At 50.2% G+C, this 15,186-nt stretch carries 17 protein-coding genes; 13 read left to right on the top strand and 4 right to left on the bottom strand.

The window, feature by feature from the left end:
- Positions 1 to 4: 4 nt before the first annotated feature.
- From JNUCC22_RS16325 to nagA, 3 genes are read right to left on the bottom strand one after another with little or no spacing between them, the layout of a single operon-like run.
- Complete coding sequence (locus JNUCC22_RS16325; protein ID WP_012118554.1) at positions 5 to 736, bottom strand: GntR family transcriptional regulator; 732 nt, start codon at positions 734 to 736, stop codon at positions 5 to 7.
- 13 nt (positions 737 to 749) lie between these two features.
- The gene (nagB, locus tag JNUCC22_RS16320; protein WP_012118553.1) at positions 750 to 1,475 is read right to left on the bottom strand and encodes a glucosamine-6-phosphate deaminase; all 726 of its coding nucleotides are present in this window, start codon (positions 1,473 to 1,475) and stop codon (positions 750 to 752) included.
- Positions 1,472 to 2,662 carry an N-acetylglucosamine-6-phosphate deacetylase gene (gene nagA / locus JNUCC22_RS16315; protein ID WP_216061913.1) on the bottom strand — a complete coding sequence of 397 codons (1,191 nt, stop codon included), beginning with the start codon at positions 2,660 to 2,662 and terminating at the stop codon, positions 1,472 to 1,474. Before nagA ends, nagB begins: the two co-directional genes overlap by 4 nt.
- A 169-nt stretch (positions 2,663 to 2,831) precedes the next feature.
- On the opposite strand from nagA, the gene hprK reads away from it, so the two are divergent.
- From hprK to JNUCC22_RS16295, 4 genes are read left to right on the top strand one after another with little or no spacing between them, the layout of a single operon-like run.
- The gene (gene hprK, locus JNUCC22_RS16310) at positions 2,832 to 3,764 is read left to right on the top strand and encodes an HPr(Ser) kinase/phosphatase (protein ID WP_003151456.1); all 933 of its coding nucleotides are present in this window, start codon (positions 2,832 to 2,834) and stop codon (positions 3,762 to 3,764) included.
- Between the two features lie 14 nt (positions 3,765 to 3,778).
- Positions 3,779 to 4,594, top strand: coding sequence for a prolipoprotein diacylglyceryl transferase (lgt, locus tag JNUCC22_RS16305; RefSeq protein WP_138093035.1), 816 nt, complete (start codon positions 3,779 to 3,781; stop codon positions 4,592 to 4,594).
- A gap of 25 nt (positions 4,595 to 4,619) precedes the next feature.
- Positions 4,620 to 5,270, top strand: a complete 651-nt coding sequence (gene ppaX / locus JNUCC22_RS16300; protein WP_012118550.1) for a pyrophosphatase PpaX — start codon at positions 4,620 to 4,622, stop codon at positions 5,268 to 5,270.
- A gap of 3 nt (positions 5,271 to 5,273) precedes the next feature.
- Positions 5,274 to 5,789: an acyltransferase gene (locus JNUCC22_RS16295; protein ID WP_216061912.1), complete on the top strand. Its 516-nt coding sequence runs from the start codon at positions 5,274 to 5,276 to the stop codon at positions 5,787 to 5,789.
- A 20-nt stretch (positions 5,790 to 5,809) separates the two neighbouring features.
- On the opposite strand, the gene JNUCC22_RS16290 is transcribed toward JNUCC22_RS16295, so the two are convergent.
- Positions 5,810 to 6,535 carry a C39 family peptidase gene (locus JNUCC22_RS16290; protein WP_012118548.1) on the bottom strand — a complete coding sequence of 242 codons (726 nt, stop codon included), beginning with the start codon at positions 6,533 to 6,535 and terminating at the stop codon, positions 5,810 to 5,812.
- Between the two features lie 241 nt (positions 6,536 to 6,776).
- Here JNUCC22_RS16290 and JNUCC22_RS16285 point away from each other — a divergent pair, with 241 nt between their 5' ends.
- The 9 genes from JNUCC22_RS16285 to JNUCC22_RS16245 all read left to right on the top strand — a co-directional run bounded on the left by JNUCC22_RS16285 (position 6,777) and on the right by JNUCC22_RS16245 (position 15,169).
- Positions 6,777 to 7,949 carry an ATP phosphoribosyltransferase regulatory subunit gene (locus JNUCC22_RS16285; protein ID WP_043020611.1) on the top strand — a complete coding sequence of 391 codons (1,173 nt, stop codon included), beginning with the start codon at positions 6,777 to 6,779 and terminating at the stop codon, positions 7,947 to 7,949.
- On the top strand, positions 7,942 to 8,583 hold the full coding sequence (gene hisG, locus JNUCC22_RS16280) for an ATP phosphoribosyltransferase (protein ID WP_029325809.1): 642 nt from the start codon (positions 7,942 to 7,944) through the stop codon (positions 8,581 to 8,583). The genes JNUCC22_RS16285 and hisG overlap by 8 nt, the downstream gene beginning before the upstream one ends.
- Positions 8,580 to 9,893 (top strand): histidinol dehydrogenase, encoded by a 1,314-nt coding sequence (gene hisD, locus JNUCC22_RS16275; protein WP_216061911.1) that lies wholly within the window; start codon positions 8,580 to 8,582, stop codon positions 9,891 to 9,893. The genes hisG and hisD overlap by 4 nt, the downstream gene beginning before the upstream one ends.
- Positions 9,859 to 10,443, top strand: coding sequence for an imidazoleglycerol-phosphate dehydratase HisB (gene hisB, locus JNUCC22_RS16270; RefSeq protein ID WP_216061910.1), 585 nt, complete (start codon positions 9,859 to 9,861; stop codon positions 10,441 to 10,443). The genes hisD and hisB overlap by 35 nt, the downstream gene beginning before the upstream one ends.
- Positions 10,444 to 11,082 carry an imidazole glycerol phosphate synthase subunit HisH gene (hisH, locus tag JNUCC22_RS16265; RefSeq protein ID WP_216061909.1) on the top strand — a complete coding sequence of 213 codons (639 nt, stop codon included), beginning with the start codon at positions 10,444 to 10,446 and terminating at the stop codon, positions 11,080 to 11,082.
- Positions 11,079 to 11,816: a 1-(5-phosphoribosyl)-5-[(5-phosphoribosylamino)methylideneamino]imidazole-4-carboxamide isomerase gene (gene hisA / locus JNUCC22_RS16260; RefSeq protein WP_216061908.1), complete on the top strand. Its 738-nt coding sequence runs from the start codon at positions 11,079 to 11,081 to the stop codon at positions 11,814 to 11,816. The genes hisH and hisA overlap by 4 nt, the downstream gene beginning before the upstream one ends.
- Complete coding sequence (hisF, locus tag JNUCC22_RS16255) at positions 11,813 to 12,571, top strand: imidazole glycerol phosphate synthase subunit HisF (RefSeq protein ID WP_007614017.1); 759 nt, start codon at positions 11,813 to 11,815, stop codon at positions 12,569 to 12,571. The genes hisA and hisF overlap by 4 nt, the downstream gene beginning before the upstream one ends.
- Positions 12,568 to 13,188, top strand: a complete 621-nt coding sequence (hisIE, locus tag JNUCC22_RS16250; protein ID WP_021495256.1) for a bifunctional phosphoribosyl-AMP cyclohydrolase/phosphoribosyl-ATP diphosphatase HisIE — start codon at positions 12,568 to 12,570, stop codon at positions 13,186 to 13,188. Before hisF ends, hisIE begins: the two co-directional genes overlap by 4 nt.
- A gap of 211 nt (positions 13,189 to 13,399) precedes the next feature.
- On the top strand, positions 13,400 to 15,169 hold the full coding sequence (locus tag JNUCC22_RS16245; protein ID WP_174737094.1) for an ABC transporter ATP-binding protein: 1,770 nt from the start codon (positions 13,400 to 13,402) through the stop codon (positions 15,167 to 15,169).
- Positions 15,170 to 15,186 lie beyond the last annotated feature (17 nt).

Below are 15,186 nucleotides of genomic sequence, written 5' to 3'. Positions count from 1 at the left end.
TGTTTCATTTCACCCTGTCCATATAGTGCACGAATGTGTAGCGGTCGCCTCTGTAGGCGGATTTGACGTGCTCAAAGGCAGTGCCGTCCTGCAGATAAGTGGTCCGCTTGATATAGAGGACGGGGGCGCCGGGCTGGATACCGAGCAGCTCAGCTTCTTCCTCGGAAGCGGCTCCCGGTTCAAGCTCTTGTTTTGCCCGTGAGATCGGCATCTGATTGTACGCTTCAATATGCTCATACATGGATGATTGAAAATGGGAGGCGTCCAGTTTTCCCGCCTTGTCAAACGGGATGTACGAGGCCTCAATCGCCATCGGGATATCATTTGCCAGCCGGACGCGGATGATTTTATGAAGCGTTGCCGGATAGCCGCATCCCAGGATAGAAGATAATTCTTCCGTCGCCTGAATCAGCTGGTATTCGGCAAGTCTGCTCCCCGGCTTCATGCCCCGGCTTCTCATATCTTCCGTAAAGCTTGTCAGCCCTTGAAGCGGCTGTTCCATCTTCAGTTTGCTGACGAACGTTCCCCGGCCTTTCTGCCTGTATAAAAATCCTTCATTCACCAGATTGGAAAGCGCTTGGCGGACCGTCATTCGGCTGATGCCGAATTGTTCGGCGTATTCCCGCTCCGACGGAAGCAGCGCATCCGCTTTCAGCTCGCCGTTTTTGATTTGTGTTTTTAATTGTTCCATAATCTGAAAGTAAATCGGAATCGGAGATTGTTTATCAATCTGCATAGGTCAAATCCTTTCAATCGCCGCCCGCAGCCTTTTCATCAATCAAGACCGTCACATCCGGATGCGCGTGCAGGGCGGAGGCGGGGAATGCTTCGCTGATGCGCCCGTCCAGAAGCTGCTTCACCGCTTGGGCCTTGCTTTTTCCGGATGCCATGATCAAAATCCGTTTGCCGGACAAAATCGTCCCGATCCCCATTGTCAGGGCTTTTACAGGGACTTGATCAATTGACGGAAAGTACCGCGCATTCGCCTGTCTTGTCTCTTCATTCAGCTCAACGACATGGGTTCGGGATTCAAATGGCGTCCCGGGTTCATTAAAGCCGATATGGCCGTTGTGTCCGATGCCTAAAAGCTGTATATCCGCTCCGCCGAGTGTTTGAATCAATCGGTCATATCGTCCGCATTCGGCATCAAGATCGTCTGCCCGTCCGTCAGGGAGAAAGTGGCGGTCCTTTCGGCTGTCGATATGTGCAAAAAAATGTGTATTCATATAATAATGATAGCTGTTTTTGTCCTCGGGAGAAAGCCCGGCGTATTCATCAAGGTTGATCGTCGTGACATTCCGGAATGACAAGCCTTCTGAGCGGTGCATCCGCACAAGTTCTTTGTATACGCCTTCAGGAGTGCCTCCCGTCGCAAGGCCGAGAACGGCATCCGGCTTTTGTTTCACTGTTTCAGCGATAATCGATGCGGCTTTTTCACTTAATTCTTCATAATGTCTGCATGTGATAACGTTCATGTCCAATCAGCCTCCCTTGAGATATATGCGGTGTTTCCGCGGCAAATCGTTGCCAGCACGCCGCACTGTCCGTCCGTCAGAACAACGTCGGCGTCTTTTCCTTCGGCGATGCTTCCTTTACGGTCGAATATGCCGAGGCGGCGGGCCGCATTTGCCGATGTCATATTTGCTATATCCAGCCATGAGCAGTTTGTAAACCTGCGCATGAGCGCCGCGCCTTCATTCATTTTTAAAATGGAACCGGCCAGCGTCCCGTCAGAGAGAAGCGCCGTGTCCCCGCGAACGGTGACTTTTTGTCCGCCGAATTCGTATTCTCCGTCCTTAAGCCCTTTTGCCCGCATGGAGTCTGTAATCATGATCAGGTTTTTGCTTCCTTTCGCCAAATAGGCAAGCTTAACGGCCAAAGGATGGGAATGAATGCCGTCGGTGATCAGCTCCGCCGTGATGCGGCCGCAGGCGAGAGCCGTACCGATGCCCCCCGGCTCACGGTGATGAAAGGAGCTCATGGCATTGAAGAGGTGCGTCATATGCACTGCCCCGGCATCCGCCGCTTTTTGTAAAAGCTCGGCTCCTGCGTCTGTGTGTCCCATTGACGGGATGATGTTTTGGTCTTTTAAATAACGGATCAGGCTGAAATCAGGATCTTCTTCCGGCGCAAGCGTCACGATTTTGATCAGCCCTCCCGAGAGCCGCTCCCATTTCTGAAAGAGCCCGGCATCAGCAGGAGTAATCCATTGTTTTGGCTGTGCTCCCGCCTTTTTCGGAGAGACAAACGGTCCTTCTAAATGAATGCCGATCAACTCAGCGCCTTTTTGGACCTTCGGTGAGGAAGACGCCCATTTTTTGGCGTTGACGAGCGCTTTTTCAATGTTTTCGTGCTGCTGTGTGATCGTTGTCGCTAGAAAAGAGGTTGTTCCTTCTTCGGGCAGCCGGGCGGACATTGTATCAAGAGCTGCAACATCAGCATCCATCGTATCCGCGCCGTATCCGCCGTGAATATGGATATCAATCATTCCGGGAAGCGCATACGAGCCCGCGGGCGCCTTCCATTCCTTCTCATACATTTCTTGCGGTCTTGTTTTCCCCGCGTAAGAAATGATGCCGTCCTTTATACCGAGAAAACCGTTTCGGATGATTTCTTCTTCTGTTACGATGTCCGCACCGCTGATTAACAAGCTTTCAGCCACTTTAAAACACGCCTTTCTGGTTAGTTGTTAGTTTTATTTTACTCTTTTTCAGACTAGTTATCTAGACCAGTTATGCCGGAATTGTATAAATCTGTTTTGGTTCAGACGGTAAAGTGATAAAATATAACTGTTCAAAGCTCGGAACATCCCAGAACAGGAGGAACATATCTTGGCAAAGGTTCGGACCAAAGACGTAATGGAGCAGTTCCATTTAGAATTGATCAGCGGAGAAGAAGGGATTAACCGCCCGATTACGATGAGTGATTTATCACGGCCCGGTATTGAAATCGCCGGTTATTTTACATATTACCCGAGAGAACGGGTGCAGCTTTTAGGAAAAACGGAGCTGTCATTTTTCGATCAGCTTCCCGAGGAAGATAAGAAACAGCGGATGAAATCGCTGTGCACCGATGTGACGCCGGCTATCATACTTTCCAGAGATATGCCGATCCCGCCGGAGCTTGTAGAAGCTTCCGAGCAAAACGGCGTGCCTGTGCTCAGATCCCCTCTGAAAACAACCAGGCTGTCAAGCAGGCTGACGAATTTTCTTGAGAGCCGTCTCGCGCCGACAACCGCCATTCACGGCGTGCTTGTGGATATATACGGCGTCGGTGTGCTCATAACGGGAAAAAGCGGCGTCGGTAAAAGTGAAACGGCGCTGGAGCTTGTCAAACGAGGCCATCGTCTTGTCGCGGATGACTGCGTTGAAATCCGGCAGGAGGATCAGGATACCCTTGTCGGGAACGCGCCTGATCTGATTGAGCATCTGCTTGAAATCAGGGGTCTCGGCATTATAAATGTCATGACGCTGTTCGGAGCGGGCGCCGTCAGAAGCAATAAAAGAATTACAATCGTCATGGACCTTGAGCTTTGGGAGCAAGGGAAGCAATACGACCGTCTCGGACTTGAAGAAGAAAAAATGAAAATCATTGATACGGAAATTACAAAACTGACCATTCCCGTTCGCCCGGGGCGGAATCTCGCCGTTATTATCGAAGTTGCGGCGATGAACTTCAGATTGAAGCGGATGGGCTTAAATGCTGCCGAGCAATTCACGAATAAGCTGGCGGATGTCATTGAGGACGGCGAACAAGACGAATAGGAGTTGGCAATGATATGAATGAAGCAGGAACACCAATCAATCCGATTGCCTTTCAGCTCGGGCCGTTATCCGTGCACTGGTACGGCATCATTATCGGCGCGGGCGCGTTATTAGGGCTTTGGATGGCCATGAGGGAGAGTGAAAAGCGGGGGCTGAAAAAGGACATTTTTATTGATCTTGTTCTTTTCGCCATCCCGATCGCAATCATTTGCGCAAGGGCATATTATGTGCTTTTCGAGTGGAGCTATTACTCGGAACACCCCGGGGAAATCATTAAAATTTGGAAAGGCGGCATTGCGATTCACGGCGGATTAATCGGCGCGATCGCGACGGGAATCGTCTTTTCAAAAGTAAGAGGCATCTCATTCTGGAAGCTGGCGGATATTGCCGCGCCGAGTATTCTGCTCGGCCAGGCTATCGGGCGCTGGGGAAACTTTATCAACCAGGAGGCTCACGGTGAAGCGGTCAGCCGGTCATTTTTGGAAAGTCTGCATCTTCCGGATTTCATCATTAATCAGATGTACATAGACGGACAATATTATCACCCGACGTTTTTGTATGAATCGCTGTGGAGTTTTGCGGGCGTCGTGATTCTGCTTCTGCTCCGCCGCGTGAACCTGCGCAGGGGCAATCTATTTTTGACGTATGTGATCTGGTATTCGATCGGCAGATACTTTATTGAGGGAATGCGGACGGACAGCCTGATGCTTACGAGCCAGCTTCGGATCGCGCAGGTCATTTCCATTGTGCTGATTGTTCTCGCGATTATTTTAATGGTTTTCAGACGCGTTAAAGGGTATGCCGATAAGCGGTATGCAGATACGGACTGACGTCTGAAATCGGAAAGGACATAAGATGACTGATAAACGTGTAACCGCCATTTTATTTGATCTCGACGGCACGCTGATTGACACGAATGAACTGATTATCGCTTCTTACCTTCATACGCTTGATCATTATTGCCCGGGGCAGTTCAAAAGGGAAGATGTGCTTCCGTTTATCGGCCCGCCCCTGTATGAAACGTTTTCAGGCATTAATGCTGAAAAGTGCGATGAGATGATCAGCATGTACAGAGCATTCAACCATGAAAAGCACGATGAGCTCGTCACGGAGTACGAAACGGTTTATGAAACGCTGGATGAATTGAAAAAAGCGGGCTATCAGCTCGGGATTGTCACCACAAAGCTGAGGGATACAGTCAATATGGGATTGAAGCTGACAGGCATCGGGGCGTTTTTCGATACTGTCGTCACGCTTGATGATGTAAAGCATCCGAAGCCTGACCCCGAGCCTGTGCGGCTTGCGCTCAGCCGGCTTGGGTGCGATCCGTCGGAAGCCATAATGGTCGGTGACAATTATCACGATGTCATGGCGGGAAAAAACGCCGGCACGAAAACAGCCGGCGTCGCGTGGACGATTAAAGGCGCACAGACGCTTTCCGCCTATGAACCAGATTATATGCTCGAGAAAATGAGTGATTTATTGCACATCACCGGAGTGAAGTAATCCGTGAGAAAAACAGACCGCCATCCGATTTCAGGTGCAAATTCATTGTGGCATGTTTATCAGACGGTTCCCTTTCTGAAGGTGATGAAAAATTTCATCATCATTCAGATCGCAAGGTATACGCCGTTTTTAACCGTGAAAAACTGGCTGTACCGAACCTTTTTGAAAATGAATGTCGGAAAACAGACGTCATTCGCGCTGATGGTGATGCCGGATATCATGTTTCCCGAAAAAATCACTGTCGGAAAAAACAGTATCATCGGCTACAATACGACGATTTTGGCTCATGAATATTTAATACATGAGTACCGGACCGGTTTTGTCACAATCGGTGACGAGGTGATGATCGGGGCAAACACAACCATTCTGCCCGGCGTCACCATCGGGAGCGGAGCCGTTGTATCAGCCGGCACGCTGGTGCACAAAGATGTCCCGGCCGGGGCGTTTGTCGGAGGAAATCCGATGCAGGTGATCTATACGGCCGAAGAAATGAAAGAACGAATGGGAAAACCCCGCTGATTAACGTCAGCGGGGTTTTTTTATGACTTGATCACAATGGCCTGGCTGCCCATCTGCTTCCAGGCTTTTTCAAAGTCAGACCGATCTGTTTTTCTGTTTTTATAGCCGTAAGGATCATTGACGTATACATAATCGTGATCATAACCGGTGACGGCTACGCTATGCATGCTGAACGTAACGTCGATCTTTCCGTTCGGCGTATTCCAAGTCTGCATATTATCAACCGGCTTAAAGGATGTGGTGGTAATCACCCAGACCGGCCGCCCTTTTTCAAGCTGGCGGTACACTGAAGAAATGTCTTTTCCCGTCAGATCGTATACTTTGTTTCCCGCATATTCTTTGGCGAGTTTATCAATCGGCTCATGATAAACGCCTAAACCCGGGCCGTTTTCCATATCTCCGGCAAATCCTTCATTCGGATCTCCCTTCAGCCCGCTGCTGTATGTGAGCGGAACTTTATTGATTTTATCCGCCAATGTATTTTTTGATACATGATATCCGGCATTGTTCAAAATCATGGCAAGGCTTGTCACCTCACAGCCATTGTAAAGTCTGGGAGAATCCATCTGTCTGTACAGAACGACATTCAGCGGTGACGCGCTCCCTTTTAACGGTGTTTTCTCATCAGGCTCGTCGGACTGCTGATTGAAAAAATTCAAATGAATATCGTTTGTATAGATGTTATATCCCAGATAGACAAGGACGGCTGTCAGAATCAGCACACATAATGTTCCAAGCGTCTTCATTATCAATTCTTCTCCCTTGTTTCTGTTGAAGCTATTCTATGTATTATAGCACTTCTGCTCAATATGATTCGATCGTTCCGATATGTTTACAGGTTTGTTCATTCTTTAGCCATGTTTATGGAAAAGAATAGGCGGACATTGTGCGTTGCAATTCATTCTTTTATCTGCTAACATATTATCATATTAGCGAACTAAAGGATTCGGAATTTTCCTTCAGACAAAGCGGAGGTGTAAAAGGCAAATGTTTATGTTTGAGAAACCGCATGGCATGAGAGATACGCTGCCCGGTTTATACGAAGCCAAGAAAAAAGTCCGTTCCACACTGACGGATTTAATTGATAAATGGGGTTATCAGTTTATGGAGACGCCGACCCTTGAATTTTATGAAACAGTAGGCGTCCAGTCAGCCATTGAAGAACAGCAGCTGTTTAAGCTTCTCGATCAGGACGGAAAAACGCTTGTGCTTCGGCCTGATATGACCGGACCGATTGCCAGGGTGGCGGCGTCTAAGCTGCACAAACACAATCATCCGCTCAGAGCGGGGTACGCGGCAAGCGTCTATCGCGCTCAGGAGCGGGAAGGCGGACGTCCGGCCGAATTCGAACAGGTCGGCGCGGAGCTGATCGGCGACGGATCAACAAGCGCGGACGCCGAGGTGATTGCGCTGGCGGCCGGCGCTTTGAAAAGCGCGGGATTGCACCGGTTTAAAATCGCGATCGGCCATGCCGGACTCGCTGATGAGCTGTTTGTCGAGGTTCTGGGCAATGCTGAGCGGGCGGATGTTCTGCGGCGCTTTCTCTTTGAGAAGAATTACGTGGGATACAGGGAACATGTCAAATCGCTTCCGCTTTCGTCAATAGACAAAAGCCGGCTGCTGGCACTTCTGGAATTGCGAGGCGGGAAAGAGATCTGCGCCAAAGCGGAGGAGATCATCGGCATCTCCGGACAAAGCTTGATTCAGGAGCTGGAAGACCTGTGGGACATTCTTGAGGATTACGGATGTGCCGAGCATATTCGCCTTGATCTGAATATGGTAAGCCATATGAGTTATTACACGGGAATTTTATTCGAAGTGTATGCGGCAAATGTCGGTTTTGTCATCGGAAGCGGCGGACGCTATAACAATCTTCTCGGCCATTTCGGCAGTCCCGCTCCCGCCACGGGTTTCGGGCTCCGTATCGACAGGCTGATTGAAGCGCTCGGCATCCAGGAAGAAACTAGTGAAGCGGACGCTGTGATTTTCAGCAAGGAGCAGCGGGCGCAGGCCATTTTATTCGCGGAGGAAGAAAGGGCGAGAGGCAGAAAAGTCGTCCTGCAGGATCTCGCGGGCATTGAAAATATCGATCATATGACAAAATCATTCGCAAACGTCACATACTTTATCGGTGCCAGAAAGGAAGAGCAGAATGGGTAAGGTACTCACAATGGCAATGCCAAAAGGACGGATATTCGAAGAAGCGGCCGGGTTGCTGCGGCAGGCCGGGTATAGGCTGCCTGAGGAGTTTGAAGAATCGAGAAAGCTGATCATTGACGTTCCTGAAGAAAATCTCCGCTTTATTCTGGCAAAGCCGATGGATGTGACGACTTATGTCGAGCATGGCGTCGCTGATGCCGGTATTGCCGGAAAGGATGTCATGCTTGAGGAAGAGCGTGACGTGTATGAGGTGCTTGATCTGAAAATCAGCAAATGCCATCTCGCCGTTGCGGGGCTTCCCGGAGCGGATTGGAACGGAGTCGCCCCGAGGATTGCGACGAAATATCCGAATGTTGCGTCAAGTTATTTCAGAGAGCAGGGCGAGCAGGTGGAAATCATTAAGCTGAACGGTTCGATTGAATTGGCGCCTTTAATCGGCCTTGCTGACAGAATCGTAGATATCGTATCAACCGGGCGGACATTAAAGGAAAACGGTCTCGTTGAATCAGAACATATTTGTGACATCACATCGCGTTTTATCGTCAATCCGGTCAGCTACCGCATGAAGGATGATGTAATCGACGAAATGGCGGCCAGGCTGGCCAAGGTTGTGGAAGGAGAAACGGCACAATGAAAATAACCGCAGTAAATAGAAGTGAGCGGTTCTCACTGAAGCGTTCCATCGACAGCGGAACCGAAGAGCAGCGGAAAACTGTCAGGGGGATTATTGAAGACGTCAGACAAAACGGAGACAAAGCCGTTTTGGCCTATACAAAAACATTTGACGGCATTAGCCTGAACCAAATGGCCGTGAGCGCAGAGGAAATCACCGAGGCATACCGTCTGCTTGATGATCAGCTGCTGGAAGTGATCAGACAGGCGATTGCCAATATTAAAGAATATCACGAACGCCAGCTGCAATCCTCGTGGTTTTACCATCGCAAAGACGGCTCGATGCTCGGGCAGAAAATAACGGCGCTCGATTCCGCGGGCGTATATGTGCCGGGCGGGACAGCCGCTTATCCGTCTTCCGTTTTAATGAATGTCATCCCCGCTCTCGCTGCGGGAGTGGAACGGATCGTTCTCGTCAGTCCTCCGGGAAAGGATGGCCGCCTTTCACCGGGCGTTCTGGCGGCGGCGTCTGAGCTCGGCATAAAGGAAATTTACAAAGCGGGAGGCGCGCAGGCGATTGCCGCGCTCGCTTACGGAACCGAAACGATACAGCCTGTTGATAAGATCACGGGCCCCGGCAATATATTTGTAGCACTCGCAAAGCGTGAAGTCTTCGGTGTTGTGGACATTGACATGATTGCCGGGCCCAGTGAAATCGTGGTTCTGGCAGACGATACGGCGGTGCCCAAAGAAGTCGCCGCTGACCTGCTTTCACAGGCCGAACACGATACGCTCAGTTCAAGCGTGCTTGTCACCGATTCACGGAAGCTTGCCGAAGCCGTATCAGATGAGGTGAATAAACAGCTTCAGACGTTGCCGCGTAAAGAAATCGCCGAAGCGTCGATCAGGGATCACGGCCGCATTTATATCGCGGAATCGATGGAAGATGCGGTGGACACGGTAAACGCGCTGGCGCCCGAGCATTTAGAAATCATGACGCATTCGCCGGAGGCTTTGCTTGGAAGCATCAGACACGCGGGGGCGATTTTCTTAGGACGATACAGCGCTGAACCGGTCGGCGATTATTTTGCCGGACCGAATCACGTTTTGCCGACAAACGGAACGGCGCGGTTTTCAAGCCCGTTGAATGTAACAGATTTTCAAAAGAAATCGAGCATCATCTCATACAGCCGGAAGGCATTTGAAACACACGCGGACAGCATTTCCGCCTTCGCGAGACTGGAAGGGCTTGAAGCGCACGCAAGATCGATTGAAGCGAGAAACGGAGGAATGACCGATGAGAAAAGCGGAACGCGCCAGAACAACAAATGAGACGGATATTAAGCTGGCTTTCGAAATAGACGGAGAAGGAAAAGCCGGCATCAGCACGGATGTGCCGTTTATGACTCATATGCTTGATTTGTTCACAAAGCACGGGCAATTCAATTTAACTGTTGACGCAAAAGGCGATACGGAGATAGATGATCACCATACGACTGAAGATATCGGCATCTGTTTAGGGCAGGCTTTTTTGGAGGCGCTCGGTGATAAAAAAGGGATCAAACGATACGGATCAGCGCTAGTGCCGATGGACGAAGCGCTCGCCCAAGTTGCCGTAGATCTGAGCAACCGGCCGCACCTTGAGATGCGCGCTGCATTTCCGCAAGCGAAAGTCGGAACGTTTGATACCGAGCTGGTACATGAATTCCTATGGAAACTGGCGCTGGAAGCGAGAATGAATCTGCACGTCATCGTTCATTACGGCACGAATACTCATCATATGATAGAAGCCGTGTTTAAGGCGCTTGGCAGAGCGCTTGATGAAGCGTCATCCATTGATCCGCGCGTCAAGGGTGTGCCGTCTACGAAAGGAATGCTGTAAATGATCGGTGTAATTGATTACGGTATGGGCAATTTATTCAGCGTATCGAAGGCGCTGGAACGTGTCGGCGTCCCGTATGTCGTATCAGACCGGCCGGAAGAGCTTGAAAAAGCGGATGCTTTTATTCTTCCCGGTGTCGGATCATTCAGTGACGCCATGGACAATTTACGCAGCACGAAGCTTGATCAATTCATACACCGTATGGTTGAAGAGGGTAAGCTGCTCCTCGGCATCTGCCTCGGCATGCAGCTCATTTTCGAAGAAAGCACCGAAAACGGCTCTGCAAAAGGACTTGGTTTATTAGCCGGAAAAGCTGTGAGACTCAAAGACAGAGATGCCGAAGGAAACAAGCTGAAGGTGCCGCATATGGGCTGGAACCGGCTGACGTTTCACCAAACGTCTCCTCTGCTTTCGGAAGCGGCGGAAGGCTTCGTTTACTTTGTCCATTCCTATTATATAGACGGGATGGAAGACGGTGATCTTCTGGCAAGCGCTGAGTACGGCGTTCGTGTTCCGGCGGTCGTCGGGAAACGCAATGTCTTCGGTGCACAGTTTCACCCGGAAAAAAGCGGTACGGCCGGAATGGCGATCTTAACGCAATTTACAAAAATGGCAGCGGAACAGAAGGTGAAGAAATGAACGCTTTTACATTATATCCGGCAATCGATATGAGAAACGGCAAATGCGTCCGCCTCATCCAAGGCGATTACGGCAAGGAAACGATATACGGTGACTCTCCTTTAGGCATGGCGGCGCAATTTGCACAAGAAGGTGCCGAGTGGATTCATCTCGTGGACCTTGACGGCGCGAAAGCAGGCAGGAAAGTAAACGACAGGCATGTTCTTGACATTGCGCGGCAGCTTGATATCAAAGTCGAGATCGGCGGCGGGATCCGTTCTGAAGCAGATGTGTACGGTTATTTATCACAAGGCGTTGATCGCGTCATTCTCGGCAGCTCGGCCGTATCCGATCCGGCATTTGTGAAGAGCATGCTGAAACAATACGGCGGCAAAATCGCGATCGGCCTTGATGCAAGGAACGGATATGTCTCGACGGAAGGCTGGCTGGAAACATCCTCGGTAAGGGCGGACGATCTGGGCCGTGAATTGGCGGCCGAAGGAGCGGAAACCTTCATTTTCACGGATATTGCAACTGACGGCATGCTGTCAGGACCGAACATCGAAAGCACCGTTCAGCTCGCAAAAGCAACGGGAAAAAACGTCATCGCTTCAGGCGGAGTCAGCTCAGTCGCCGACCTCAAAGCACTGGCCCGCTTCAAAGACGCCGGCGTATCGGGAGCGATTATCGGAAAAGCGCTGTATACAAAACAATTTACATTGGCTGAGGCGCTCGGCGGGGTGAAGGACGCATGATCACGAAACGAATCATTCCGTGTCTCGATGTGAAAGAAGGACGCGTCGTCAAAGGCATTCAATTTCTCGGGCTGAAAGATGCGGGCGATCCTGTCGAGCTGGCCGAAGCTTACGACAGGGAGGGCGCTGACGAACTTGTTTTTCTCGACATCTCCGCCTCTCACGAAGGCCGCAAGACGATGACGGACGTCGTAGAACAGGTTGCGGCAAAACTGGCGATTCCGTTTACGGTCGGGGGCGGAATTAATCAATTAAGCGATATGAAACGAATGCTTCGCGCCGGCGCTGATAAAGTATCCGTTAATACAGCGGCCGTCCTCCGCCCCGAGCTGATTACGGAAGGAGCGGATTTTTTCGGCTCGCAATGCATCGTAGCGGCGATTGACGCAAAGTATGACGAAGATTCGGATTGCTATAAAGTGTACACACACGGCGGCAGAAAGAAAACCGAGTGGGAAGTCACGGCCTGGGCAAAAGAAGCCGTCAGCCGGGGAGCGGGTGAAATCCTGCTGACAAGCATGGACGCAGACGGTGAGAAAACAGGCTTTAATCATACGCTCACACAGATTGTCACACGTGCCGTCCCGGTGCCCGTCATTGCGTCAGGGGGAGCCGGCAGCGCGCACCATATGCTTGAAGCCTTCACGATCGGTGAAGCGGACGCCGCGCTTGCAGCTTCCATTTTCCATTACAAAGAGACATCTATAAAAGAAGTGAAAGATTATATGAAGAAACACGGGGTGAATGTGAGATGAAACGGGCAGATGAACTGCGGTTTGACGAGGCCGGACTGATTCCCGCCATCGTACAGGATGCGGCAAGCAAAGAAGTGCTGACACTGGCTTATATGAATCGTGAATCCTACGAAAAAACGATAGAAACGAAAGAAACCTGGTTTTACAGCCGTTCAAGGCAGGAGCTGTGGCATAAAGGAGCGACGTCGGGGAATACCCAAAAGGTGAAAGCCATCCGCTATGATTGCGATCAAGATGCTCTTGTCGTGCTTGCGGAGCCTTCAGGACCCGCATGCCATAAGGGAAGCTACAGCTGCTTTTCTCCGGAAAAAGCGGATGCGCAGGATCGTTTCGGCATCTTAAATGAACTGGAAAGCGTAATCGCCAAACGGCAGGCGGAGATGCCTGACGGAGCCTACACAACGTATCTGTTTCGGGAAGGCGTCGATAAAATCCTCAAAAAAGTCGGCGAAGAAGCCGCAGAGGTTATTATCGCCGCGAAAAACCGGGACCATGAAGAATTAAAATGGGAAGCGGCGGATTTGCTGTATCATTTGCTCGTTCTTCTGCGTGAGCAGTCGCTTCCTTTGGACGACGTGCTTGACGTCCTTGCGAAACGCCATTCAGCATCTGAGTAAAACAAACCTCACGGAGAGATCCGTGAGGTTTTTAATCTGTCAAACTTAAACATTCAATTAAATATTCCTTATTTCCGCAACCGGAGGCAGATGAATTTGATAATATTGACTAATAGAGTTTATTTTGGTTTTTATCAAAAATATACTTTTTGTTCATATTCCGTTCATGCACATCCGTTATAGTATAAACAGTGATATAGGAGGAAAACTTATGCCGAATAAACAACCAAAACCTAAAGGGAAATTCAGCTCATTCTTTTCATTAGTCAAAAAAACAAAACCATCATACGGTATGCTGGCCTTCGCGCTGTCTCTCAGTATTGTGACAACGCTCGTCAGCCTGCTGATTCCGCTGTTGACAAAGCAGCTCGTTGACGGCTTTTCCATGTCGTCGCTGTCAGGCGTGCAAATCGGAATCATCGCAGCCGTGTTTATCGTACAGGCCGCATTAAGCGCCTACGCCACCTACGCCCTGAACTACAGCGGCCAGAAAATCATCTCGGGCCTGCGTGATTTGTTGTGGCAGAAATTAATTAAACTGCCCGTCTCTTATTTTGACAAAAACGCCACGGGAGAAACGATCAGCCGTGTCACCAATGACACAATGGTGGTAAAAGAGCTGATCACAAACAATATCAGCGGATTTATTACCGGAATCATTTCCGTTATCGGGTCACTGACGATCTTATTTTTCATGAACTGGAAGCTCACATTGCTCGTGCTAATCGTCGTGCCGCTGGCTGCGGTGATTTTAGTGCCGATCGGCCGGAAAATGTTTAAAATTTCTCGGGAAACACAGGATGAAACGGCGAGATTCACCGGATTATTAAACCACATCCTCCCGGAAATCAGGCTTGTAAAAGCGTCAAACGCTGAAGAAGCGGAATACGGGCGCGGAAAAGCAGGCATTATGGCGCTCTTTAAACTCGGGCTGCGTGAAGCGAAGGTGCAGTCGCTCGTAGGCCCGCTTATTACACTTGTATTAATGGCGGCGTTGGTCGCTGTCATCGGGTACGGCGGGATGCAGGTGTCATCCGGTGAATTGACAGCCGGCGCGCTCGTTGCCTTTATTCTGTATTTGTTTCAGATCATTATGCCGATGGGCCAGATCACTTCATTTTTCACACAGCTTCAAAAATCCGTCGGCGCAACGGAACGGATGATTCATATTCTTGCAGAAAAAGAAGAAGATATCCAAACCGGAAAAGCCATTGAAAACGCGGATCAGCCGATTAAACTTGAACAAGTCTCATTCGGCTACAAAACAGATCAAACCATCTTAAAAGACATTACGGCTACGATTGAGGCCGGCAAAGTCACCGCGATCGTCGGACCGAGCGGCGGCGGAAAAACAACGTTATTTAAGCTGCTTGAACGATTCTACAATCCGACTGCGGGCAGCATCCTGCTCGGAAACGAACCGATTGATACGTATTCCCTTGAGTCATGGCGGGAGCACATCGGCTATGTGTCGCAAGAAAGCCCGTTAATGTCAGGCACCATCCGCGACAATATCTGCTACGGATTAAAACGCGAGGTGACCGATGAGGAACTGAGGCAAGCGGCTGACATGGCCTACGCTCTGCAATTTATTGAAGACTTACCGAAGAAATTTGAAACAGAGGTCGGTGAGCGGGGGATTATGCTGTCAGGCGGACAGCGCCAGCGCATCGCCATTGCCAGAGCGCTCCTTCGCAACCCGAGCATTCTGATGCTTGATGAAGCGACATCAAGTCTGGACAGCCAATCTGAAAAATGGGTGCAGCAGGCGCTGGAAGTTCTAATGAAAGGCCGCACCACCATCGTGATTGCCCACCGTTTATCCACGGTTGTGGATGCAGATCAGCTTCTCTTTGTCGAACAGGGTGAAATCACCGGACGGGGCACACACCATGAATTAATGGCATCCCATTCGCTGTACCGCGATTTTGCGGAGCAGCAGCTGAAGCTGAATGCCGACTTAGAAAACAAAGCTGTGTAAAGCAAGACTTTATGAAT

This window comes from Bacillus sp. JNUCC-22, from assembly GCF_018861275.1.
GTDB classification, from domain to species: Bacteria; Bacillota; Bacilli; order Bacillales; family Bacillaceae; genus Bacillus; species Bacillus velezensis.
Note: the sequence above shows the minus strand (reverse complement) of the source record. Positions and strands in the feature narration are given on the sequence as shown.

Coding starts and splice junctions, on each gene's coding strand:
- JNUCC22_RS16325 (WP_012118554.1), bottom strand. CDS start 736: ATGCAGATTGATAAACAATCTCCGATTCCGATTTACTTTCAGATTATG.
- nagB (WP_012118553.1), bottom strand. CDS start 1,475: ATGAACGTTATCACATGCAGACATTATGAAGAATTAAGTGAAAAAGCC.
- lgt (WP_138093035.1), top strand. CDS start 3,779: ATGAATGAAGCAGGAACACCAATCAATCCGATTGCCTTTCAGCTCGGG.
- ppaX (WP_012118550.1), top strand. CDS start 4,620: ATGACTGATAAACGTGTAACCGCCATTTTATTTGATCTCGACGGCACG.
- JNUCC22_RS16290 (WP_012118548.1), bottom strand. CDS start 6,535: ATGAAGACGCTTGGAACATTATGTGTGCTGATTCTGACAGCCGTCCTT.
- JNUCC22_RS16285 (WP_043020611.1), top strand. CDS start 6,777: ATGTTTATGTTTGAGAAACCGCATGGCATGAGAGATACGCTGCCCGGT.
- hisG (WP_029325809.1), top strand. CDS start 7,942: ATGGGTAAGGTACTCACAATGGCAATGCCAAAAGGACGGATATTCGAA.
- hisD (WP_216061911.1), top strand. CDS start 8,580: ATGAAAATAACCGCAGTAAATAGAAGTGAGCGGTTCTCACTGAAGCGT.
- hisB (WP_216061910.1), top strand. CDS start 9,859: ATGAGAAAAGCGGAACGCGCCAGAACAACAAATGAGACGGATATTAAG.
- hisH (WP_216061909.1), top strand. CDS start 10,444: ATGATCGGTGTAATTGATTACGGTATGGGCAATTTATTCAGCGTATCG.
- hisA (WP_216061908.1), top strand. CDS start 11,079: ATGAACGCTTTTACATTATATCCGGCAATCGATATGAGAAACGGCAAA.
- hisF (WP_007614017.1), top strand. CDS start 11,813: ATGATCACGAAACGAATCATTCCGTGTCTCGATGTGAAAGAAGGACGC.
- hisIE (WP_021495256.1), top strand. CDS start 12,568: ATGAAACGGGCAGATGAACTGCGGTTTGACGAGGCCGGACTGATTCCC.
- JNUCC22_RS16245 (WP_174737094.1), top strand. CDS start 13,400: ATGCCGAATAAACAACCAAAACCTAAAGGGAAATTCAGCTCATTCTTT.